A 22,447-nucleotide genomic window follows, 5' to 3' on the forward strand; every position below is an offset into this window, starting at 1 on the left:
GCGCCGGCTCATCATCAGCATGATCTTGCCGGTACTTCGTGACCCAGTCCCCCAGGGTCTGCTCCCCGATACCGAACTCGCGGGCGACCTGAGCGATCGGACGGGACGTCTCGATCACCATCTTCGCGGCTTGCTCCCGGCACTCGGGAGAGAACCTTCTACGTTTCGACGACACCTGCATCCTCACTGTCGGAAGTGGATCTTAGGTGATCCACTGTCCGGAAGCTTCAGAGCGGCTCAGACATCGCGCGGATCGCAGTGAAGGGATGGGTGAACAAGACCCTCCGCCCGAACATGGCCGACAAGAGCGCCCTGGACATCCTCGTGCTGTTCTCGATGATCCTCGGCGAAGCCGTCGACGAGGGCTTGATCGGCTCGAACCCGTGCCGGAAGTTGCGGATCAACTTCGACGACCGGGCCGAGCGGCCCCACGCGACCACCGACGAGGTCGACGCCCTGGCAGGACGGATGGACCCCGACAACGGGCTGATGACGATCACCGATGCCTACACCGGGCTGCGGTGGGGCGAGCTGGCCGGGCTGCAGTGGATCCGCACCTACCTCGACGAGGATCCGCGGATCGAGATCGACCCGAAGTTCGGCGCACTGCACGAGGTCCAGGGACACCTGGTCCTCGGGCCGCCGAAGACCCCGGCCAGTGTCCGGACGGTGCACCTGCCGCCGTTCCTCGTCGACGAGCTGCGCGCGCACCGCGACCGCAACCCGGACGCGCAGTTCGTGTTCAGCGGGCTGAACGGCGGGCTGCACCGGCGGTCCAACTTCCGCCGCCGGGTGTGGCTGCCCGCCCTCGCCGGAGATGAGACAAAGGGGTGGTCACCGCTGAATCAGGAGATGCACTTCCATGACCTTCGTCACACCCACGAGACCTGGCTGATCGAGGGACATACGCCCCGGATCATGCGACTGGTGCGGCTCGGGCACAAGCGCAAGGACGTTGATGATCTCTACTCGCACGTCACCGACCAGATGGTCGAGGAGACGCTCGACACTCTGCAGCGGCGGTGGGAGCAGGACGGTGGCTGGACCTGGCAGGAAAGCTTTGACCTGCGCAAAGAAGCGGCATGACCTCTTCGGATTGGGGATTGTGGTCAGCAGGCCCTGCTCCCCATTTGCTCCCCACAATCAGAAACGGCCTGCCGATGAAGATCATCGACAGGCCGTCTGACCGGCAGAAATACCATGTGGGCGATACTGGGATCGAACCAGTGACCTCTTCGGTGTGAACGAAGCGCTCTCCCCCTGAGCTAATCGCCCGCTCTGGGTGTGGAACACACTCTAGCGGACGACTATCGGCGCCCGGCAAACGGGTGGTTCACCACGAGCACCCTCCGCTTATCTCCCTGCACGGAGCGCACAATCGCGAGCTAGACAAGGCCATCGCGAGGCTGGGGCGGCCGCGATGACCTTCGACGGTCATGCGACGGTGCTACCGCGAACCGAGTAAACCGAGCAGTATGTATCCCGTGGAGACCGGGCAGAGGTGCACGCGGAAGGTCACGCGTCGAGAGTGATGGTGGGGTGACAGAGGGGCCGATGACCCCGTACGGGTGATCTACGACAAACCCGCGAGCGAATCGGCGATCCGAAACGTCACACCAACAGCACTCGGCCGACCGGGCCGGGAAGGGAGAAGAAAGGTAGGACGATGCGCAACGATCACGTGACGCTCCGCTCGACGGCGGTCTTCGACCTGCTGGCGCCGCGGACGCCCGCGGTTCCGGTGAAAGTGGAACTGCGGTACGACACTCGTGACCCCTACGCGGTGGTCGCCGCTTTCCGCACCGGCCGGGCCGGCTGGGTGGAATGGGTCTACGCCAGGGACCTCCTCGCGGACGGCCTCCTGGCCGACGCCGGCGACGGCGATGTCCGCATCCGCCCCTCGGTGGAAGACCCCGAATCCGTGCTGATCGAGCTGAACTCCCCCTCCGGCCACGCCATGTTCGAGGCGTCGGCGCAGGAGCTGGCGGACTTCCTCGACCGCACTTATGATGTGGTGCTGCCCGGCAACGAACACCTCTGGGTCGACGTGGACGATGCCCTCACGCACCTCATCCCCAACGATTTGAGCTGATGACAGGCCTGCGACACCCAATGGACACCCCGGTGAAACAGGGGGTCTCGGGGTCCGATATGGTTTTCCCACACCGCGACAACGGGTTGCAAGATCCGAAGTCATGGAGTGCGGACGTGGCGCAGCTGGTAGCGCATCACCTTGCCAAGGTGAGGGTCGCGAGTTCGAATCTCGTCGTCCGCTCGACTGCGGCGTAACCCCCGCAGGGGGAGCCGTAGCCAGCTGGGGGTAACCCTGGACGGTACGGTCTCTCCGGTACAACGGCGGAGTGGCCGAGTGGTTCAGGCAAGGGCCTGCAAAGCCCTGTACGCGGGTTCGATTCCCGCCTCCGCCTCGCGCGATTAGCTCAGCGGGAGAGCGCTTCCCTGACACGGAAGAGGTCACTGGTTCAATCCCAGTATCGCGCACCATCTATAACCGCAGGTCAGGGCCCTGTTCCTCCTCGTGAGGGACAGGGCCTTACTTCGTCAATGGCGATGAAAAGGCGATGGGTCTCGACGCGTCAACAAGCTGCAACGGGGCGTAAGTCGTCCGCAGGTGCGGGAACCACTCCCCCAGCGTCGCCCGCTCCGTCGCCGTCAGCGCCGCGACCGACCCGGCCCACCGGGCTTCCAGAGCTGCCGTGATCTGGCTCAGCATGACCGGCGTCACATGGTCATAGACCCGCGCCATACCCTTCATCTTCTGACCCAGCCGAGCCCGCCGAGCGACCTCCGCGATCCCGTCCTCGATCAACCACGTCGATCGGGTGTGGCGTCCCTCATGGAAGGTGAAGGTCGGCAGCATCGCCGGAAGATGCCCCCGCGAGCTCGGGTTGCCCGGGTCGACGCCATCCCACGCGGCCGCCAGGACCGCGCCCAGAAGTTCGACCGCCGCCACGGCTTGCCCTCCGGAGTGCAGAGGACGAACGGGTAACGATGGCTGTCCATCAGCTCCCCGTAGAACACCGCGATACTCGGCGGCAGCTCCACCCACCGCGTCCCCGCCGGCGTCTTCGTCCGCCCCTTCTTCGTCCCCCGCCGCGATGCTGGCTCCGCCGGAACGGCGGGGGCGTCCGCTTGTGGCGCGTCCGTCGGGCGTCCGCCCTTGTGCAGGTGACCGGCGGTCTCCTTCAACGGCTCGCGCACGGCAATCGGTCGTGGCTCCTCTCCGTACGCTGACCCGAGAATCGTTGGTGAGCGGGCACGTGACAAGCATCCGGTGTCCTGGTCCTCAGTGACGTCGCCGCTTTGGTGCAGCGTCGATCCCGCGGATCTGCCGACCCTCGAGTGCCGCCTCCAGCGGGTCGAGGATCCATATCGGACTCTTCGCGGCGGCGTGGTGCAGACACGAGGTTGACGCCGCCCCCGGTCCGCGCCAAACCGGCTCCCGGACGACGGGTGCAGGTACAGGCCGATCTTCCGTCAACGACAGGTCGGATCCGCCGGTGACTCCGCATGACCACATTTCGTAATGATGAATGCGTGCGTGGCTACCGGCCGCGCTACCTTCGACCTGGCGTCCAGATGGTCACGGTTTTGGCGGCGGTACGCCATCCTTGCCAGGGTATAGTCCCTGAACACCTGCACTGGGAGGACCTTGAGGCTCACCAATGTACTGTGTTAGCTCAGAGCGGAGCCGCTCCATCGCACCCCGATCCGCCATCATCTGCGGGAACTCGTCCACATAGGCGTTGGGGTACTCCCAAATCGGCCTGTACTCGTCGGCTGGTGCCACATCTGTTCGGGTCGGCCACTGCCGCAAATTCTGTTGCTGCTGCTTGGACAGCCACCAGTTCAGATACAGGCTGGCCGCAGCAGGATGCTTGGTCTGCTTGAACATGGGTGCGCGCTGCGCCCAAGCCATGAAGGGATCGGACTTCGGGATGCTGAACTTGGTTGTGTCACCTGGCCGGTACCGCAAGGAGCCGGCGACACCGAAGGCGACGGGCATCTGGCCGCCGGCGACCTCGTCGACCGGCGCCTGCCCGCCACGAACGAACTTGGGTTCCTGGGCGAGGAACTTGGTCAGCCATTGCCAGCCGTACTTGTCGATCTCCTTCTTGAACAGGAACTCGGTCGCATCGTCGTCGTTCGGGTAGTCCACGACGATCTTGGCCTTCCACCGCGGATCCAAGTAGTCCTCGGCGGTAGACGGCGCTTGCTCACCGGTGAGCGCCGGGTTGGACACATTGCTGAACGCATTGACAACGATGCCAATCCATGCGCCGCCGGGGTCCTTGAACTTGTTGTACACCTTCGAGAACCCAGCTGGGAAGTACGGTTGCAGCACTCCCTCGGACTTCCACCGGTCGAAGTCCTGCACTTCTTGTAGCTGCACGACATCCGGAACGAGGGTATGGCTGGCCAACTGCAGATCGACTCTCGCATCCTGGAACTTGCTGTAGTCCACGGACATCGTCAGTTTGATCTCGGGGAAGCGCGCGCGGAACGCATTGGCGTTGGCGTCCTGCTGATCAACGGTGTCTCCACCGGCATAGACGATAAGCTGACCGCCTTCGGCAATCGCATCCTGGTAGAGCTGGTCGAGGGATTTGGTCTCCTCACGGGGCAGAGCCGCTGATGCCTGGCCGGGCACGTAGCCGGCACCGGTCAGACCAAGTCCGATTGCCAGCGCCACCGCGATCGACGTCACTACGGGCTTCATGTTCACTCCGATTTTGATGCCAGTAAGGTAGCCGAAATTAATCAGTGCTAGCCACGCGCTGAGCGCTCATCGGGACACCGGCGACCTCCGTAAGGAGGGGTGGCGGTGAGACCAGGTCCGGGCGCCGAAGGACCGACCTTCACCGCCTGGCCGTGAAGGTCGGTCACGACCTCGCCTGATCAGCCCAGATTGCGTTTGATGTGGGAGTGGAAGGCGTTGAGGAAGGTCGACAGGAAAGTGGCTGTTTCCTGGTTCGACACCTCGCCTTGATCGCCGAACAACCCTTCGGAGTGCTGGATGTAGGCTTCAGGCTGGCCGAGTACCGGGGAATTGGTGAAGGTCAGGATGTTTTTCAGGTGCTGCTGGGCGACTGCGGTAGAGATAGCGCCCGGTGAGGCTCCGATGACGGCGACAGGTTTCGCGTCGAGCGAGTTGGAGCCCCACGGACGCGTTGCCCAGTCGATCGCGTTCTTCAGAGATCCCGGCACCGATCGGTTGTACTCGGGCGTGACGAACAGGACTGCGTCCACGGATTCGATCTGCGACTTCAATGTGCTGCCCACGGCCGGGAAGTCCGAGTCGTAGTCGTGGTTGTAGAGCGGGAGCTCGCGGATCGGGATCTCCACGAGCTCCAGGTCCTCGGGTGCCAGGCGCTGCAGCGCGCGCGCCAGGCGTCGATTGATCGAGTTGCGGGAGAGGCTGCCGACGATGAATCCGACCTGGTATGCCATGGTCCTTGCTCCAAAGAAATAATATGAACTGGGTTGACTATGAACTGGGTTGTGGTCAAATCTGACGATAGTGACGCGTGACGGTCATTCGACTGGTATTCGCTCGAGGCGTCGCGCGAGCCCTGGAAATAGGCGCAGCGCATTGAGACGCTCGACGGCATGAACCGTGTCGTGGCTGAAGTAGTCGACAACACCGGCGACACTCTCCGCCGTCGTGGACTCGGGCATGAATGGATAGTCCGTTCCGAACAGGATGTTTTCCGTCTCGACGAACGACGTTAAGCCGGCCAGGGTGTGCGGATTGGCTGCCATCGCGGTGTCGTAGTACAGCCGCCCCAGCGATGTCAGAAGATCCAGAGGCTGTCGACTGCCGATGGCCTTGGTGATCGTCGAGGCGTACGTGAGCCGCTGAGCCAGGTAAGGGACGGTCCCTCCGGCATGGGACAGCACAAGTTGCAGGTCCGGGTGGCGGTCGAGGGTTCCGCTGTAGGCCAGGTTGACCGCGGCCCTGGTGGTGTCGAACGTGAACTCGTACAACGATGGCGGCAAACCGAATGTTGGCTGGTCGGTGGCGGGCGGTACGACGGGATGGATGAACGAGACCGCCTGGCGCTCGTCGAGCACCGCGAAGAGCCGATCGAAAGCGGGGTCGCCGAGGTAGGTGCCGCGATAGTGGGTGTACAAGCCGATGCCGTCGAGGCCCAGGGAATCCAGCGCGTACTCCACTTCGTCGATCGCCGCGCTCACGTCCGGCAGGGGGATCAAGGCGAAGGCTCCGTAGCGAGTGGGGTGGTCGGCGACGAGGCCCGCGAGGAACTCGTTGACCCGGCGCGCGATCTTGGCCGCTTCGTCACCGGTGGCGAAGGCCAGCCCCGGCGCCGTGATGGACGCCAGCGCCGCCTGGATGCCGTGTCGATCCATCACGGCAAGGTCCTCGTCGATCTCCCAGTGCACATCATCCACGCCGGGTATCGCCGGGCTGTCCGACAGTCGTGCCCTCGCGTCCTGATAGACCGACGGAAGGACATGGTGGTGCACGTCGATACGGCCTGCGCTCATGCGCGCTCTCCTCGCTTGACATCGCAACGGGGCGTGGTCCGGCCCGGGTCGGGGCTTCAGTAAGTCGCGAACCGAACTGTACGGTACAGTTCATATGGTTGACAAGGGTGGCGCTGGCACCCGTACCGCCGACGAGCGATACTCAAGCTGGATCCACCTATGTGTGGGACGTTCACGAAGGGAACGTGATGCGAGGATCAGCTTCGGCCACTGGGCGACAGACGGCTGGTCGGCGTAGCCCCTCCGGCCCTCGTGCGGACGGCAAGCGGCGGGCGATCATGGCGTCCGCGCTGGAAGTCTTCCTCGCGGAGGGTTTCGACGTCAGCGTAGACCGCATCGCAGCCGTCGCAGAGGTCTCCAAAGTCACTGTTTACAACCACTTCGGCTGCAAGGAGGACCTGTTTCGCGCCGTGATCGACAGTCAGCTCGACGAGGCCCTCGAGAGCGCCGAATCACTGGTCGAGTACCACCTCGCGATCACCGTGGAGGTGCGGACCGATCTCCTCGCGATCTGCCGTGCTTGGGTCGCGGGTCTTGCCGGCCCCGAGATGATCGCGCTTCGAAACCTCGTGGCAGGCGAATCTCGACGTTTCCCCGAACTCGGTGACGCTTGGTGGGAGCGGGGGCCCGCGAGGTTGCACACCATGATCGCGGACGCCTTGCGGAAACTGGTCGACAGAGGCCTGCTCGAGATTCCCGATGTCGACCTCGGCGTGCTGCAGTTGTCTGGTCTCGTGTTGTCACCTCATCAGGTCTACGGGTCCTACGGTCACACCATCGACGACACACTGTCGGCACGGCTGACGGAGTCCGGAGTTGACATGTTCCTTTCCCACTACCGGGCGTAGAGCCGCCTGCGCCGCCCACCGGGAAATCATACCCCTTAACTGAACTCTACCGTACAGTTCAGTTAAGGGGTATGGTCCCTGACTGTCGGGCCATCCGACCCGGCGCGAGGGACGAAGGACCTCATGACAGAAGAGATCGCATACCGCACAGCGGCCTCGTTGCTCACTGCATTCACCACCGGTGAACTGTCCCCCGTGGACGTTGTCGATGCGCTTGCGGCCCGGATCGGACTACTCGACGGCAAGCTCAATGCCTTGGTGGCAAACGATTTCCAGCGGGCACGGGCCGCAGCCGCGGACTCTGCCGAGCGTTGGGGAAATGGGAGTGCCAGGCCCCTTGAAGGGTTGCCAGTGGTCGTGAAGGACCTGTTCGACACCGCAGGACTGCTCACGACGTACGGGTCCAAGATGTACGCCACCCATGTGCCGGTTCGCGATGCCGCGGTGGTCGCATCGATCAGAAAGGCGGGCGCGATCGTGCTCGGGAAGTCCGCTACGCACGAGTTCGCCTGGGGTATCACCACTGACAGCGCCTGGCGCGGTCCGACCCGCAATCCCTGGGCACCCGAGCGCATACCAGGAGGATCGAGCGGCGGCTCGGCAGCGGCGCTCGCAGCCGGGTACGCCCCTCTCGCGCTCGGAACGGATACCGCGGGCTCGGTCAGGATTCCAGCCGGCTTCTGTGGCGTGGCCGGGCTCAAGCCGACTTTCGGAACGCTCGCCAACGACGGGGCGTTCAGCCTCGCCCCCTCCCTCGACCACGTCGGGCTGATGGCCCGAACCGTTGCTGACGTTCGCCTCATGTGGGCGACGCTGGCCGGTGCGGGGCGTACCCCTCGCCGGCCACAGAGGCGACCGGTGGTAGGCGTCTGGCGGGATCTCGACCAGTCCCCGCTGGAACCTGCCGCAGCGCACGCGCGGGATGTCGCAGTCTCCGCGCTTCGGAGCGCGGGCGCCACGGTCGTCCGGCTCGGTGGCAGACCCTTGCCGGAGATCTACCGCACCATCGCCACGACGCTGCTGACCGAGGCGCTGACCGTCCACACAGAACTGAACCTGTGGCCCGATCGTCGTGGGGAGTATGGCGACGACGTGCGCGCGCGTCTGGAGCTGGCGGAAACCATCACAGCCACGGAACGTGCACACGCTCGCCGGGCCAGGCGTGCGCTCTGCGATGAGTTCGGCGGGGCCCTGGCCGAAGTCGACGCCATCATCTCCCCGATTTCCGCGGTCGGACCGGTCCAGATCGGCGTGGACGAGGCCGGCTACCGCGAGCAAGTGATCACCTCGACCGCGCCGCAGAGCCTGACGGGGCTGCCGGCACTGGCCGTGCCAGTCGGACTCTTCGACGGTATGCCGGTCGGAGTCCAGCTGACCGCCGGCCCGAACCGCGAACTGCCGCTACTCGACCTCGGCGCACTGCTGGAAGCAGCTTTGGGCCCCGCAGGACACCACCACCCGGCTCTTCCGCGTACCTGACCAAGCTCGTCAAACCCACTTTTCTGAATGGAGGATGCGATGCCACACATTCCGGGTAGCCATCACATCACAATGTCCGTCGGCAGTGCGCAGGACGACGTTGACTTCCATGTCAACGCTCTCGGAATGCGCTTCATCAAGCGCACCGTTCTCTTCGACGGGTCCATCCCCATCTACCACCTGTACTACAGCAATGCCGATGGGGACCCTGGTGCGGTACTCACGACCTTTCCCTTCCGCAAAGCCGGGATCCTGGGCCGCAGGGGCACCAATCAGGCCCGTGAGGTACTTCTCTCAGCACCGGCCGGGTCTCTGGACTTCTGGGCCGATCGGCTCGGGGACCACGGCGTCGAGTCCTCCACCACTGAGGTTTTCGACCGCCGCCGGCTGACGTTCCGCCATCCGTGCGGGATCGAGTACGCCCTCGTTGAGGCAGAGGCCGACAGCAGGCGCGGATTCACTGGGAGCGGTGTGCCCGAGCACTATGCCATCCACGGGATCTACGGCGTCGGCGTCCACGTTTCAAACCCTGACAACATGGTCGAGTTCACCACGAACCACCTGGGTGCGGGCGCGACGATCGAAGAAGGAGCCCGGGTCGCTCTCACCGTCGGCGAGCATGATGCCGGCGGTGCCGTCGAACTCGTGGTCAATCGAACCGATGACCCGGGAACGTGGATCTACGGCGAAGGTACGATCCATCACTTTGCCTGGAACGCCGAAACGCTGGAGAAACAGGACGAACTCAAGTTCGGCATGGAAGGTGCGGGTTACGTAGACATCTCGGAACTCAAGGACCGCAAGTATTTCAAGTCCGTGTACGTCCGATCGCCTGGCGGCGCACTGTTCGAGCTGGCTGTCACGCACAACGAGGGCGGCTGGACCTGCGACGAATCACCGAAGGAACTGGGCAGACGATTCCAACTTCCCAGCCAGTTCGAAAGCCGCAGGAATGAGATCTTCTCCCAGCTCGAACACATCGATATCTGATGGCGACATCGCCGTCGGTTCTGCCAATCTACTGTGGGCATCGGGGGCCTTCGACCTCCGTCGATTCATCAGGGGAACACACTCGCTTCGGCCATGCGGTGGCGCACCGCACCGACAAAGGAGTTCTGTGTTGACTGATACCTCGTCCAAGATCGCCGTGGAGACCAACGGCGTCAATCCAGTGGTCGACGCCGAACGCCGGGGAACGCCAAAAGGTCTGTTCGTCGTGTGGTTCTCGTGGAACGTGTCGATCCTCGGGATCGGCTATGGGATCTTCATCGTCGGCCTCGGCCTGAACGCGTGGCAGGCCATCCTCGCCGGGCTGATCGGCTACGCGGTCTCCACGATGCTTGTCGGCGTGCTGGCTGTCGGCGGCCCACGTACGGGACTACCGACCCTGACCCACACCAGATTTTCCTTCGGCGTGCAAGGGAACAAGTTCCCGACCTTTTGGGTCTACATCTCCAACCTGGGCTGGAAGGTCACCCTCCTCGCGTTGGCTGCGACCTCGGGTGCGAGCTTGTTGACCAGGTTGTGGCCGACGTCGTTTCCCAATAACGCGCACAACCACAAGGGTAACGTTCAGGCCATTGTCCTCTGGTTCGTGATCGCCCTCGTCGTGACCATGATAGTCGCGGTCGTAGGCCACCGATTGATCCTGCGCCTGGAGAACTGGATCGCCTGGATAACCGGTCTGATGACTGTCATCTTCATCATCCTGATCATTCCGAAGATAGATTGGGGCAAGCTAGGGAACGCCCAGGTCGGCTCCTTCAGCAGTTTCATCGGTGGTGTCGTCTTGGCCATGACCATCGTCGGCCTCGGATACCTCAACAATGGCGGTGACTTTGCCCGCTACCTTCCCCGGACGACGCCGGCCCGGTCGGTGATCGGCTGGACCGTCGTGGGCATCACGGTTCCTGTCACCGTTCTCCTGGTCTTGGGGGCGGTGATCGCGACGACAGATCCGGGACTGGCTCGGGTCGCATCCAATGATCCTATCGGGGCCCTCACGTCATTGCTGCCGCTCTGGTTCTTGATACCCTTCACCATCGTGATCGTGCTCTCGATGATCGCGGCCGCAGTCAATGGTCTCTATTCGTCGGGCCTGACGCTACTTGCCCTCGGGGTACCGTACTCGCGGGCGGCATGCACTGTGATGAACATGGTCGCGATCACAGCAGGCGCCTCGTACCTGCTGTTCGTATCCGATTCATTCCTGGCCACTTTTCAAGCCTTCCTTGCCATCATCTCGGTCGTCATGGGATCCATGGCCGCCATTCAGATCACGGACTTCCCGCGCCAGCGGAGGCTCGGCTGGAACACGGATCTGGCCCGGCCGAACGGTGAGGGGGGTCGAGCGGGCCGCTGGACGGCGCTGGTGTCCCTTGGGGTCTCGTGCTTCGTCGGGCTCGGGACCGTGACGTCATCCGATCCCTACATAGCCAAAATCACCGGGTTCCTGTTATCGGACAGTGCGGCGAAGTCGACCATCGGAACCTCCAACATCGGAGTCCTGATCGCGATGGTTGCGGCAGCGGGGCTGTACTCGATGTTCACCTACGTCTTGGGTATCGAACTGCCCGGCCGCCCCGCACCGGTAGCCGCAGCGGCCCAGCCGGACCCGAATCACCTCGCCTCTGCCACAGAATCTGTTGAAGGAGCATGACGTTGACCACGACGACAACGGACGAGGACCAGGCGCGCCAGCTCGACGAGCACGATCCGATGTCCACGCTGAGAGACCAATTCCACATCCCACCCGCGTCCGGCGGGCCCTTTGTCGAGGCGGCCTACATGGCGGGAAGCTCCCTGGGCCTCCAGCCGAGGTCCGCCGCCCGCGCACTGGCCGCCGAGCTGGAGACATGGGCGCAGTTCGGCGTGGCAGGACATGAACATCCGGCGCGCCCGTGGATGTCCTACCACGAGCTGCTTCGCGCTCCCACCGCTCGGCTGACCGGCGCCCTGCCCGCCGAGGTCGCCCTGATGAACTCGCTGACCGTCAATCTGCACCTGTTGATGGTGAGCTTCTACCGGCCCACAACGGAACGACACGCAATCCTGATCGAGGACAGCGCCTTCAACTCCGACAGTTACGCCGTACGGAGCCAGGCGGCTTTCCACGGCTACGATCCCGACCGGGCAGTGATTCGGCTACGTCCGCGACCGGGTGAGGACACGCTGCGCAGCGAGGACGTGATCGACTATCTGAATCGGGAGGGCCACAGGGTCGCCCTCGTCCTGTTGGGCGGCGTGAACTACTACACCGGCGAGCTGCTCGACATCCCGGCCATCACTCTGGCAGCGCAGGCTCAGGGGGCCGTCGTCGGCTGGGATCTTGCGCACGCTGCCGGAAACGTGCCCCTGCGCCTGCACGACTGGAACGTGGACTTCGCCGCTTGGTGCTCGTACAAGTACCTCAACGGTGGGCCCGGTGGGATCGCAGGCGCGTTCGTGCACGAACGGCACCTGGACGACACGTCCTTGCCGAAGTTCAACGGCTGGTGGGGTACTGACCCCAAGACCCGATTCGAGATGCGGCCCGGCTTCGACCACACTGCCAGCGCGGATTCTTGGCAACTGTCGAACACTTCGATCATGGCGGCCGCTCCCGTGCTGGCGTCGCTGCGCATCTTCGATGACATCGGCATGGAAGCCTTGCGGGGAAGGAGTGTCCGACTCACCAACTATCTGGAGGCCTTGCTGGACGAGCTGTGCCGGGACCCGAGGCTGACCATCATCACTCCCCGCGAACCAGCACAACGAGGCGCACAGATTTCGGTTCGCATCAAAGGCCTCGAGGCGGAGAAGGTCAGGGACGCGCTCCGCTACGAACACGGCGTCTACACCGATGATCGAAAACCGGACGTGATCCGCTTTGCGCCTGTCCCGCTGTACAACACTTTCCACGACTGCTGGCGTGCAGCGGCCGGGTTGGCCGATGTCATCTCAAAGCACTCTCAGTGAGCCCTCGGCCGACGCTGGACTCGACGGGTAGGAGCCGCGCCACCTTGGGCGGGCTCCTACCCTGTCTACGCCGCACTCCGCTACACGGATAGGCCGCCCTGCCCGGCAAGCGGCGATGTTCCGATCAAAGTCGGTGTGGCCAGAACTCCAACCGGGATACAGACCCCGCTCCAGGTCGACGGCGGCGAGCCGGTGCTGCTCCCCAACTAGTGTCTCGTGACTCTGTTTGCTTTACGTATGCCTGATGGTGTTGACAGTTGGCCATCCACGCCGTCAGCGAGATTCTCGGCCTCGCGCCGAAGCGGCCCGCTGTCCGGCTTGTGTCGCGAGCCTGGCTCGTCGCGGTCAGCGAGGCTGCGGTCGGCTGGATCCAGGAGGGGTACCCGTTCCCGGCCGACGACATGGTCGAGTTGCTGATGGCCGACCTACACGGTCGACCTGGCCCCGGCGTTGGCCGCCTTGGCGCGGCCTGGTGAGCTCGCTGCGGGTCCGGATCGCACGTGTACGGCCGGTGCGGTCATGCGCCGTCCGCAGTGATCGCCGGGGAAGGACACTGGATCGGTGAGTCCCAGATTAGGCACACCAAGTGCGCCGCCGGAATCACCGAAGGCTCCTGACCTTCACCTGCACTTTCGCGCTTCGCCGGGACGGTCCGCGTTCCACCCTGTTCGAGCGATCGGCGGATAGTACGGTTGCGTTTCTCCCGAGATCACGTTATAGTCATAGTACGAAACAGTTTCGTACTATTTGGAGGTCTCGATGCCAGCCGACACCGATGGGTCGACGGTCCGCCGCCCCAGGATGACTCAGGAGCGGCGGCTGGACCTGCTGAATGTCGTACTGGATGTGCTCGGCGAGGTCGGCTACGAGGCCTTGTCGATGGACGTCGTCGCCTCTCGGGCGCGTTGCAGCAAGGCCACGCTCTACCGGCTCTGGCCGGGCAAGCCGCAGCTTGTCGCGGCCGCGCTCTACGAAACGCGGCCGCTTCGGGTCGAGGAGATCGACACCGGCACGCTTCGCGGCGATCTGCAGACCATGGTCGGGGTGCTGGGGTCCTATGAGGACAGAGCAACGGCATTGTTCGCCGCGTTGGGGCACGCCGTGCTCGTCGACGAGGATCTCGGCAACGTGGTGCGCAAGTCGATGCTGGACCCGTGGTGCGCCGAGCTGATCGAGGTCGTCGATCGGGCGGTCAAGCGCGGTGAGCTGCCTTCCCGGCCGGCTGCGGCGGACTTCCTGCCGCAACTGCTGCTCAGCGCGGTGGTGACCCGCCAGATGTTCGAGGGCGGCCTCGCCGACTCCGATTACCACACCAGATGCATCGACGATGTGCTGTTGCCCGCGCTCATGCATTCCTGATCAACCCCGGTCAGGCGAACCCTTCTGGCTGCACAAGCCATGAGTCGCTGCCACCTGCCCGGATAACCGGCTCAGGCGGCTATAACAGCTGCCGAAAAACAGTCGTCGATAAGCAAAGGAGGCAGAACCTTGCCCGAACCACGCCTCACCCCACTGGAACCCGCCGAGCGCACGGCGGAACAACGTGAACTGCTCACCGGGATCTGGGGTGAGGACGCACCGAATCTGTTCAGTACGGTGGCGCGGCATCCGGCGCTGTACCGAACCTGGTTCCCCTTCTGCATGCAACTGCTGGCGCACTCGGTGTTCCCGCCCCGGGAACGGGAGCTGCTGATCATCAGAACCGCGTCGTTGTGCGCGAGCGCCTACGAACTCGAACACCACCTCAAACTCGGCGCCGAGGCCGGGCTGACCGATCGCGACCTCGCCGCGCTGACCGGCGACGCCTCGCAGGCCTGGACACTACGCGAAGCGTTGCTCGTCGCCGCGGCCGACGAACTGCATACCGGCCACACCATCACCGAAACCACCTGGCACGCGCTCGCCGAACTGCTGACCACCGAACAGCTCGTCGAACTGCCCATGTTGGTGGGGCACTACACCCTGCTCGCCGGAACGCTCCGATCGCTCGGGGTGCCCCTCGACACCGCGCCGGGATTCATCCACTAGACCATCAACCGAAGGAGGGCGTCATCATGCGCCTAGGAGTGATAGCCGATCGTTTGGTCCTCATCGACGGCGAGACGGCCGTCGACCTAGAACAGGCCAGCAAGGGCCGTTTCCCGGCCGACCCAGCGCAGCTGTTCGACCGCTGGGAGGCGCTGGTCGATTGGGCCGCCACAGCGGAGCTCGATGGTGAGAAGCTGCCGCTCACCGGGCTGCAGAACCCCGTCCCGGCACCGCGCCAGGTCTTCGGTATCGGCGCCAACTACCGCGACCACCTCGCCGAGGCCTCCGGCCGCACCATGGAGGAGCTCGAGGAGTTCCTGCCTAAGGACCCCCTGATCTTCACGAAGTTCCGCAACAGCCTTGCCGGTCCCGCCGACGCCATCCCGCTGCCCAGCCGCGACGTCGACTGGGAGGTCGAACTCGTCGTCGTGATGGGCCGTCCCGCCGAACGAGTGTCCGAAGAGGACGCCTGGAGCCACGTCGCGGGTCTCACCGTGGGGCAGGACATCTCCGAACGCGTCCTGCAGATGGCCGGCCCGGCGCCGCAGTTCTCGATGGGGAAGTCCTTCCCCGCCTTCGGTCCGATGGGTCCCGTGCTCGTCACCCCCGACTCCTTGGACGACCCTGACGATCTCGAGCTCGGCTGCACCCTCAACGGCCGGGTCATGCAAAAGAGCCGCACCTCCGACCTGATCTTCTCGGTCGCCGAACTCATCGCGTACATCTCCACCGTATGCCCGCTGCTGCCCGGCGACGTGATCTTCACCGGCACCCCGGCGGGCGTCGGCGCCTTCCGGAAGCCGCCTGTCTTCCTCAAGCCCGGCGACACTCTCGTCAGCTGGGTCAAAGGCATCGGCGAGCTGCACAACCCCGTCATCGCAGGCCACAGCTACACCGACGAAGGAACCAACTCATGACCACCACCGCACCGCAGCAGTTCGACGTCGGCGGAGTCCTTCTGCCGCGTCCGTTCAAGATCCGCCGCTTCGGCCACTTCGGTTTCAACCTGGACCGCCTCGACGACGCGATCACCTTCTATGTGGACCTGCTCGGATTCCGGGTGACCGACGAGATGAGCATCATCGACGAGGTGCCCCCCGAAGCGCGTGGCGCGGTGGCGAAGGTCGTCACCGACCCGCGGATGATCTTCACCAGCAACTCCGCCGACCACCACGCGATGCTGCTCGCGCACCGCAGCTTCGGCACCCTCATGGGCAACGACCGCGTCGCCAAGGACAACACACTCAGCCAGATCACCTGGCAGGTCGGCAGCCTGCAGGAAGTCGTGGACGCCGAGAAGTACCTGCGCGAACGTGACGTGCAGGTAGTCCGCATCGGCCGTGACATGCCCGGCGGCAACTGGCACGTCTATTTCCTCGACCCGGACGACAACACCGTCGAGCTCTACTACGGCATGGAACAGATCGGCTGGGAGCGCAAGTCTCGCCCACACGCGATGCACTATCGCGGCTTCGCCACCGCACCGCCCCTGCCCCAGCTGTCGGAAGCCGCCGAACTGCAGGACGCGGCGGACAAGGGGATCGACATCGACTCCGGCTGGACCCCGTCCGAGACACACCTGAAAGAGATCCACGATGTCGGCGGTGTCCTGCTGCCCCGCCCGTTCAAGGTCACCAAGCTCGGCCCGATCTCGATGTTCACCGACCGGATGGAGGACATGCTCACCTTCTACACCGAACTCCTCGGCTTCCAGGTCGTCGAAGAGACCGAGCATCTGGGCAAGCGCATCGTGTACCTGCGCAGCGGCACCGAACACCACACCTTCGTCCTCGCCGACAAGGCACTGCGCAGCCTGCTCGGGCTGAGCGAGCACACCTCGTGCCTCAGCATGGGCATGGAAGTAGGCAGCTACAGTCAGCTTCGCGCCGCGGTCGCCCACCTCGTGGAACACGGGCACACCTTGCTCGACACCATCCCCGCGGAGCTGCACCTCGGCATCGACTACGCGGCGCACCTCGTCGACCCCGACGGCCATCTCGTCTGCCTCTACTACTACATGGAACAGCTCGGCTGGGACGGAAAGCCCCGACCGCAGAGCCAACGCCGGGAGGTCACCGACCCGTGGCCCGAGACGCTCGAGCCGCTGTCGGACACCTACGCCGACCAGATCTTCATGGGACCGTTGGGCTGAGGCGATGACTGACAACACGATCGAACGACACGACTGCGACGTGATGATCGCGGGAGCTGGGCCGGTCGGGCAGGTACTGGCGCTGCTGCTCGCCCAGCAGGGACTCAATGTGTCCATTGTGGAACGCTGGGCGCAGCCCTACCCACTGCCGCGCGCGGTGGCGATCGCCCACGACGTCCTGCGTGTCCTGCGGCAACTCGACCTCGGCGAGGAACTGACCCCCCTGCTCGAACCCTGGGGACACGAAGGGCAGCACTTCAGTTTCGCCGACTCCTCGGGTGAGACCTTGGCGGAGTCGGGTTATCCGCTGGAGTCCGACTCCGGTTTCCCGCTGATGTCAGGTTTCTCCCAGCCGGATCTGGAACAGCTGCTCGAGGGGCGGGTGCAGGCCGAGCCGCTGATCGAGCAGTACCGGGGCTTCTCACTGGAAGAACTGTCCGCCGACGAGTCCGGCGTCACGGCCACCGTCCTTCCGCACACAGGCGCTGCCCTGGTCCACAACGGACGGCCACGTACCGTGCGGGCGGCCTTCGCCGTCGGCTGCGACGGAGCCAACAGCACCGTCCGGTCCCTGCTCGGTCTGGAGATGACCGACCTCGGCTTCGACCGCGACTGGCTGGTGGTCGACGTCCTCCCGCACACCCCGCCGACCTGGCTGCCCTACGCCTGCCAGCGGCTGGGACCGGCCCGGCCGACCACCCTCGTCCCGGCCGGCCCCGGTCGGCGGCGCTGGGAATTCATGATCATGCCCACCGACAGCCAGGACGACATCGACACCGACGACAACGCCTGGCAACTGCTCAAGCCTTGGGAGATTCACCCCGGCAACGCCGAGCTGGTCCGGCACGCGCTCTACACCTTCCGCGCCCGCTGGGCCGACCAGTGGCGCAGCGGCCGGGTGGTCCTGGCCGGTGACGCCGCCCATCAGATGCCGCCGTTCCTGGGCCAGGGTTTCAACTCCGGCATCCGCGACGCGGCGAATCTCGCCTGGCGGCTGGCTCTACTGGTCAACGGAAAGGGCAAGGAGTCCCTACTGGACGACTACGTCACAGAACGTCGCGCGCAGGTCTCGCAGATCGTCGAAGCGACCGTCGCCGTCGGCGGGCTGATCTGCATGACCGACCCAGAGCAGACCGCCCAGCGCGACGCCCAGCTCAGAAGCGCCGGCGCCCAGGGGACACAACACGTGCTCACGGACTGGACCTTGAGCGGCGGCACCCTCCGCGACGACCAGATCGGCGGCAAGCTGGGACTGCAGGCCACTGTCAGCACGCCGACGGGGTCCGCGCTGCTCGACGACGTCGTGCCGCCGCCGGGCTTTGTCCTGCTCGGGCGCGACAGTGACCCCGCCGAGCTGCTCTCCCCGGCCCAGCGCGCGACCTGGCATCGACTCCGCGGCCGCAGTGTCCACTTCGGACCCGGCGGCTTGACCGACGCCGAAGGCAAGTACGCGCAGTGGTTCGACCGCCTGAACACCTCGGTTGTCCTGATCCGCCCCGACTTCCAGGTGTTCGGCGGTGTCCCCGACCCGGGCGCCACCGGCGAACTGGTCGACCAGTTGGCCGGGCACGCCCTGGCCCTAGACTGAACGGATCCAGATATGAACAAGATCGCCTTCGGAGAACACTTCCTCCTGCCCGAGTTCGACGAGTACTTCCACACACTCGCGGAAGGCGTCTCCAGCGAGTCCTCCGACAAGGTCCTGCCGAAGTTCTGGGACCTGGACACCGCCCGGCTCGCCGACATGGACACCATGGGTATCGAACGTTCGGTGCTGTCCTGCTTCAACTACGGCAGCGTCCAGCTAGACCTGGATCCGGTCCGGGCAGTCGAGATGGCGCGGCGTATGAACGACATTCTCGCCGAACGCGTCGAGAAGCATCCCGACCGCTTCTCGGACTTTGCCGCCCTCCCGCTGCAGAATCCCGATGTCTCAGTCACGGAGTTCCGGCGTTGCGTGACCGAACTCGGCTTCCTCGGCGCCATGGTCAACGGGCACACCAGGGCCACTACCTGGACGAGCCGCAGTACTGGCCGCCCTGGGAAGCAGCCGAAGAGCTGAATGCCCCAATCTATCCTGCACCCATGGTCCTCGCCAGCGGATCAGCTCAAGGCCTACGACAGCGCCTTCGAGGGTCTGGAGAAATGCGGGTCCGAGGTCGAACGGGTAGGCGGAGTCCTGAGCGAACCCGATCTCGAGAAGCTGTACCACGAGAACGCGAAGCGAATCTTCACGTTGTAAATCCCTTGGTTATGGGTTCGAGTCCCACACGACCCGCCAGTTGGCGTCAGCGGGGGCGGATCCCGTCGAGCACCATCTGCACCAGCCGGGCCCGCCGATCCGGGTCGGGCGGCAGCTGCCCGTCCACCCAGGCGATGGCCGCGCACAGGTGCCGCACGTCATCCGCGTCGGCGTCCACGCGGAGCGCGCCGGCCTCGGCCGCCCGGCGGATCAGTGCCATGCCCACCTCGATCGCCCGCCAGCAGATGCTGTGCTCGTCAGCGACCGCCGGCGGACTTGCCAAAGTCCGCGCTAGTCCCTCGTACCTGCCGCTCTGCTCGATATAGGCATCCAGCCAACGGTGGGCCGCCCCCAGCAGATCCGGCTCGTCGAGCAGCTCGACGCCGAGCCGGTGCAGCTCGGTCAGGCCGTCGTCCATCACCGCCAGGACCAGCTCGTCCCGGCTCGGAAAATGGCGGTACAGCGTGCCCGGGCCGACCCCGGCAGCGCGCGCGACATCCTCCAGCGACGTGGTGACGCCGTGCCGGCCGAACGCGTCGCGGGCGGCAGCGATCACTGCACGCCGGTTGCGTGCCGCGTCGGCACGCAACGGACGCTCACTCGATCCGGTAGCCACAGCACCCTCCTCAAAACCCGAAGTAGACAACCGGAGGCTACCTCCGTATATACTAACCGGAGTCCGCCTCCAAATACTACCCAAGGAGCTCAGGCATGCGAATCAGTCCCTTGTCCAGGAACGGCCGTCGTAACGGGGTCACCTCATGAGGCCGACCGGCGTTGGCGTGTGGAGTGGGCAATTGCGCTTCGGCGATCCAAGCAAGGCCGCTGAAGCCGCCGCGGAACTCGATGAACTCGGCTTCACCGCGCTGTGGATCCCCGATCAGGGCGGACCAGTGTTCGAATCGGTGGAAAACCTGCTGAAAGCCACTGAACACACGCTGATCGCGACCGGGGTCCTGAACCTCTGGAAGCACGACCCCGTAGACGTCGCCGCGGCCTACGCCGAGCTTCGCGCGGCCTACGCCGACCGGTTCCTGCTCGGTATCGGCGTGAGTCAGGCCTCGGTGGTCGACGCGGCGGAACCCGGCCGGTTCCGGAAACCGATGGCCGCGATGCGCGCCTTCCTCGACGACCTCGACGCCGCACCGGTCCCGGTGCCGAGCGACCACCGGGTACTCGCCGCGATCGGCCCGAAGATGCTGAGTCTGTCGGCCGAGCGGGCCGCCGGCGCGCATCCTTATCTCGTCACCCCGGAAGGCACCCGCGACGCCCGCGAAGCACTCGGCACCGGACCGCTGCTCCTACCGGAACAGACGGTCGTCCTCAGCGACAACGCCGACGAGGCACGCACCATCGGCCGGCAGTTCCTGAGCTATTACCTGCCTTTCGCCAGCTACGCCAACAAGATGCTGCAGTCGGGGTTCACCGCCGACGACGTCGACACCATCAGCGACCGGCTCGTCGACGCGGTGATCGCCTGGGGTGACGAAGACGCCATCATGCGCCGCGTCGACGAACACCTGTCGGCCGGCGCCGACCACGTTGCCGTCCAGGTGCTGACCGGCGACCCGGCGGGGTTCCCGATGCCGCAGTGGCGTCGGCTGGCAGCAGCACTCGGTGCTGCTCGCCCAGGACTTCAGCCCTGCCAGATGCCCACAAAGAAGACGCCCAGCCCAACCCCGTAAGGCTGGAAACCCTCTTGATTCCGCCGTCACCGATCCGATCGTCCTCGTGTCGTTTGACGACCGTGCCCAGTTCTCGTTCCTCAGCCACCATCGTCCTGCGGATCCCGTAGACAGGTCCAGGGGCACGATCCGCTCGAGAATGGCCACGTACTCCCCCGACGCACGACCGGTCACATCGCCCTCGACGTCGGCGAGCGCGCCCACGGCGACTCCAGCAACCGCTCAGCTCTGATTCTTAGGTGGATGGAACTCCTCAAACATCAACTCGTAGCCGTCCGGGTCGAGGCCATAGAAAATTCGTGCCCAGAACACGTCCTCGGGCGCCAGCGTCACCCGCAACCCCTCGCGCCGCCACAGGTCATAGACCCCATCCACATCCTGCGTCGGCACAGTCAACACAAACCCGCCACCGAGCGGCCCGTTCTTCGCGGCATCTCCCCGCTCGGCATTGTGATAACCATGGCCATACCGATCCGACAGGATCAGCCACGTATGCCCCAACGTGAGATACCGAAGATTCGGCTGATCCTCATGGGGAATTTGCTTGAACCCGAGCTTCAGATAGAGAGCGCAGGACCGGTCAAGGTCACGAACCCGCAAGCCGATCTTCAACTGCCTCGCACCTGGCACGAACCCGTGCACCTCCACACCGATCCAGCGTGTCACCGACCCGAGCCAGGGTGCCACAAGCAGGCCGCCGCAAAAAAAGCCGCTCAGCGACCCCTGCACGACGTCACCAACACGCCACAGACATCACATATCGCGACTGTAGTACCTCGGGAACACGCACGATGCTCCTTGATGCGCCTGGAGTTGGTTGAACAAGTGTCGAGCGTGAGCCATAGGGAGGCAGGCCCGATTCAATGAAGGTCGTCCTGGGCGTTCCCTTTGCGGACCAGGTATCCCCAGCCGGCGCGCAGTTGGCCCGGATTCCACACCTGCTCGCGTTTGAAACGCGTCTCCGCCTCGTCCGACCACCGCACCGGTCCGCCCGCGGCCATTGCCATGAGTTGGGTGCGGCAGGCGCGTTCGAGCAGTACCGCGTACATGACCGCGGATTCGATGTCCGGACCGGCGGTCGCCGCGCCGTGGTTGGGAATCAGGATTCCGTTGGCCTCGCCGAGACGTTCGGCGAGTGCCTTGCCGAGCTCCGGGGCGGCGATGAGGGCACCAGTGTCGGTGAAGCGCGGCAGCTGCGGATGGGCGAACGGAACCGCGTCGTGCGACAGTGCCTTCAGGTCGACCTCGAGCGAGGCGAACGCGGCCAGCGCCGGGGCGTGGGTGTGCACGACGGCGCCGACATCCGGGCGAGCCGCCATGATCTCGGTGTGAATCGGGTATTCCAGGTGGCGTTTGCCGGTGCCCTCCAGCACCGCCCCGTCCGGGGCGACCAGGACCACCCGGTCGTCGTCGATCTCTTCGAAGCCCCAGCCGGATGCCTTCATCCAGGCTCCGCGCCCGTCGGGGTCGCGGACCGAGGCGTGGCCCCAGACCATGTCGCCGAGTCCGGCCGCCGCCAGCGCTCGGC

Annotated in this window: 24 protein-coding genes and 4 tRNA genes; 19 read left to right on the plus strand and 9 right to left on the minus strand. The window is 65.0% G+C overall.

What is annotated here, in order from left to right; translation table 11 throughout:
• The coding region (locus tag JWQ81_RS44960) for a transposase (RefSeq protein ID WP_366942303.1) at window positions 1–181 on the minus strand (181 nt) is incomplete at its 3' end.
• Window positions 182–270: 89 nt separating this feature from the next.
• Here JWQ81_RS44960 and JWQ81_RS16845 point away from each other — a divergent pair.
• Entirely contained in the window at window positions 271–1,086 is an 816-nt protein-coding gene (locus JWQ81_RS16845; protein WP_297542511.1) for a tyrosine-type recombinase/integrase, read from the plus strand.
• A 117-nt stretch (window positions 1,087–1,203) separates the two neighbouring features.
• Here JWQ81_RS16845 and JWQ81_RS16850 read toward each other — a convergent pair.
• A tRNA-Val gene (locus JWQ81_RS16850) sits at window positions 1,204–1,275 on the minus strand.
• Between the two features lie 391 nt (window positions 1,276–1,666).
• Between JWQ81_RS16850 and JWQ81_RS16855 the strand changes: the two genes are divergently transcribed.
• The 4 genes from JWQ81_RS16855 to JWQ81_RS16870 all read left to right on the plus strand — a co-directional run bounded on the left by JWQ81_RS16855 (window position 1,667) and on the right by JWQ81_RS16870 (window position 2,502).
• On the plus strand, window positions 1,667–2,092 hold the full coding sequence (locus JWQ81_RS16855; RefSeq protein WP_020672550.1) for an SsgA family sporulation/cell division regulator: 426 nt from the start codon (window positions 1,667–1,669) through the stop codon (window positions 2,090–2,092).
• 110 nt (window positions 2,093–2,202) lie between these two features.
• A tRNA-Gly gene (locus JWQ81_RS16860) sits at window positions 2,203–2,275 on the plus strand.
• Between the two features lie 79 nt (window positions 2,276–2,354).
• Window positions 2,355–2,426: transfer RNA gene (locus JWQ81_RS16865), tRNA-Cys, on the plus strand.
• A 1-nt stretch (window position 2,427) separates the two neighbouring features.
• Window positions 2,428–2,502 (plus strand) — tRNA-Val (locus JWQ81_RS16870).
• A gap of 49 nt (window positions 2,503–2,551) precedes the next feature.
• On the opposite strand, the gene JWQ81_RS44965 is transcribed toward JWQ81_RS16870, so the two are convergent.
• The 4 genes from JWQ81_RS44965 to JWQ81_RS16890 all read right to left on the minus strand — a co-directional run bounded on the left by JWQ81_RS44965 (window position 2,552) and on the right by JWQ81_RS16890 (window position 6,528).
• Complete coding sequence (locus JWQ81_RS44965) at window positions 2,552–2,971, minus strand: hypothetical protein (RefSeq protein ID WP_366942301.1); 420 nt, start codon at window positions 2,969–2,971, stop codon at window positions 2,552–2,554.
• Window positions 2,972–3,601: 630 nt separating this feature from the next.
• On the minus strand, window positions 3,602–4,738 hold the full coding sequence (locus tag JWQ81_RS16880) for an ABC transporter substrate-binding protein (RefSeq protein WP_297542516.1): 1,137 nt from the start codon (window positions 4,736–4,738) through the stop codon (window positions 3,602–3,604).
• A 179-nt stretch (window positions 4,739–4,917) separates the two neighbouring features.
• Window positions 4,918–5,469 carry an NADPH-dependent FMN reductase gene (locus JWQ81_RS16885; protein ID WP_297542518.1) on the minus strand — a complete coding sequence of 184 codons (552 nt, stop codon included), beginning with the start codon at window positions 5,467–5,469 and terminating at the stop codon, window positions 4,918–4,920.
• An 84-nt stretch (window positions 5,470–5,553) separates the two neighbouring features.
• Window positions 5,554–6,528 (minus strand): amidohydrolase family protein, encoded by a 975-nt coding sequence (locus JWQ81_RS16890; RefSeq protein ID WP_297542520.1) that lies wholly within the window; start codon window positions 6,526–6,528, stop codon window positions 5,554–5,556.
• Window positions 6,529–6,806: 278 nt separating this feature from the next.
• Between JWQ81_RS16890 and JWQ81_RS16895 the strand changes: the two genes are divergently transcribed.
• From JWQ81_RS16895 to JWQ81_RS16955, 13 genes are all read left to right on the plus strand, one after another.
• Window positions 6,807–7,376: a TetR/AcrR family transcriptional regulator gene (locus JWQ81_RS16895; RefSeq protein ID WP_297542523.1), complete on the plus strand. Its 570-nt coding sequence runs from the start codon at window positions 6,807–6,809 to the stop codon at window positions 7,374–7,376.
• Window positions 7,377–7,499: 123 nt separating this feature from the next.
• Entirely contained in the window at window positions 7,500–8,855 is a 1,356-nt protein-coding gene (locus tag JWQ81_RS16900) for an amidase (RefSeq protein ID WP_297542525.1), read from the plus strand.
• Between the two features lie 27 nt (window positions 8,856–8,882).
• Window positions 8,883–9,845, plus strand: a complete 963-nt coding sequence (locus JWQ81_RS16905; RefSeq protein ID WP_297542527.1) for a VOC family protein — start codon at window positions 8,883–8,885, stop codon at window positions 9,843–9,845.
• A gap of 130 nt (window positions 9,846–9,975) precedes the next feature.
• Window positions 9,976–11,514, plus strand: coding sequence for a cytosine permease (locus tag JWQ81_RS16910; RefSeq protein ID WP_297542529.1), 1,539 nt, complete (start codon window positions 9,976–9,978; stop codon window positions 11,512–11,514).
• Window positions 11,515–11,516: 2 nt separating this feature from the next.
• Window positions 11,517–12,812: a kynureninase gene (gene kynU / locus JWQ81_RS16915; RefSeq protein ID WP_297542531.1), complete on the plus strand. Its 1,296-nt coding sequence runs from the start codon at window positions 11,517–11,519 to the stop codon at window positions 12,810–12,812.
• A 257-nt stretch (window positions 12,813–13,069) separates the two neighbouring features.
• The gene (locus tag JWQ81_RS16920; RefSeq protein WP_297542533.1) at window positions 13,070–13,288 is read left to right on the plus strand and encodes a hypothetical protein; all 219 of its coding nucleotides are present in this window, start codon (window positions 13,070–13,072) and stop codon (window positions 13,286–13,288) included.
• 283 nt (window positions 13,289–13,571) lie between these two features.
• Complete coding sequence (locus tag JWQ81_RS16925; protein WP_297542535.1) at window positions 13,572–14,171, plus strand: TetR/AcrR family transcriptional regulator; 600 nt, start codon at window positions 13,572–13,574, stop codon at window positions 14,169–14,171.
• A 129-nt stretch (window positions 14,172–14,300) separates the two neighbouring features.
• Complete coding sequence (locus tag JWQ81_RS16930) at window positions 14,301–14,840, plus strand: carboxymuconolactone decarboxylase family protein (protein WP_297542537.1); 540 nt, start codon at window positions 14,301–14,303, stop codon at window positions 14,838–14,840.
• Between the two features lie 26 nt (window positions 14,841–14,866).
• Window positions 14,867–15,757 carry a fumarylacetoacetate hydrolase family protein gene (locus JWQ81_RS16935; protein ID WP_297542539.1) on the plus strand — a complete coding sequence of 297 codons (891 nt, stop codon included), beginning with the start codon at window positions 14,867–14,869 and terminating at the stop codon, window positions 15,755–15,757.
• Window positions 15,754–16,992: a VOC family protein gene (locus tag JWQ81_RS16940; protein WP_297542541.1), complete on the plus strand. Its 1,239-nt coding sequence runs from the start codon at window positions 15,754–15,756 to the stop codon at window positions 16,990–16,992. Before JWQ81_RS16935 ends, JWQ81_RS16940 begins: the two co-directional genes overlap by 4 nt.
• Before the next feature lie 4 nt (window positions 16,993–16,996).
• Entirely contained in the window at window positions 16,997–18,580 is a 1,584-nt protein-coding gene (locus tag JWQ81_RS16945; protein WP_297542543.1) for a bifunctional 3-(3-hydroxy-phenyl)propionate/3-hydroxycinnamic acid hydroxylase, read from the plus strand.
• A gap of 12 nt (window positions 18,581–18,592) precedes the next feature.
• Window positions 18,593–19,054, plus strand: coding sequence for an amidohydrolase family protein (locus JWQ81_RS16950; RefSeq protein WP_297542546.1), 462 nt, complete (start codon window positions 18,593–18,595; stop codon window positions 19,052–19,054).
• A complete protein-coding gene (locus JWQ81_RS16955) occupies window positions 19,055–19,234 on the plus strand; it encodes a hypothetical protein (protein ID WP_297542548.1) in 180 nt (59 codons plus the stop codon).
• A gap of 46 nt (window positions 19,235–19,280) precedes the next feature.
• On the opposite strand, the gene JWQ81_RS16960 is transcribed toward JWQ81_RS16955, so the two are convergent.
• A complete protein-coding gene (locus tag JWQ81_RS16960; protein WP_297542550.1) occupies window positions 19,281–19,850 on the minus strand; it encodes a TetR/AcrR family transcriptional regulator in 570 nt (189 codons plus the stop codon).
• A gap of 145 nt (window positions 19,851–19,995) precedes the next feature.
• Between JWQ81_RS16960 and JWQ81_RS16965 the strand changes: the two genes are divergently transcribed.
• Window positions 19,996–20,919 carry a TIGR03620 family F420-dependent LLM class oxidoreductase gene (locus tag JWQ81_RS16965; RefSeq protein WP_297542552.1) on the plus strand — a complete coding sequence of 308 codons (924 nt, stop codon included), beginning with the start codon at window positions 19,996–19,998 and terminating at the stop codon, window positions 20,917–20,919.
• 222 nt (window positions 20,920–21,141) lie between these two features.
• Here the strand turns inward: JWQ81_RS16965 and JWQ81_RS16970 are convergent, their stop codons facing one another.
• Entirely contained in the window at window positions 21,142–21,648 is a 507-nt protein-coding gene (locus JWQ81_RS16970) for a VOC family protein (protein ID WP_297542554.1), read from the minus strand.
• A gap of 131 nt (window positions 21,649–21,779) precedes the next feature.
• The coding region (locus JWQ81_RS16975) for a class II aldolase/adducin family protein (protein ID WP_366942302.1) at window positions 21,780–22,447 on the minus strand (668 nt) is incomplete at its 5' end.

The organism is Amycolatopsis sp. (assembly GCF_025464955.1).
GTDB lineage: Bacteria > Actinomycetota > Actinomycetes > Mycobacteriales > Pseudonocardiaceae > Amycolatopsis.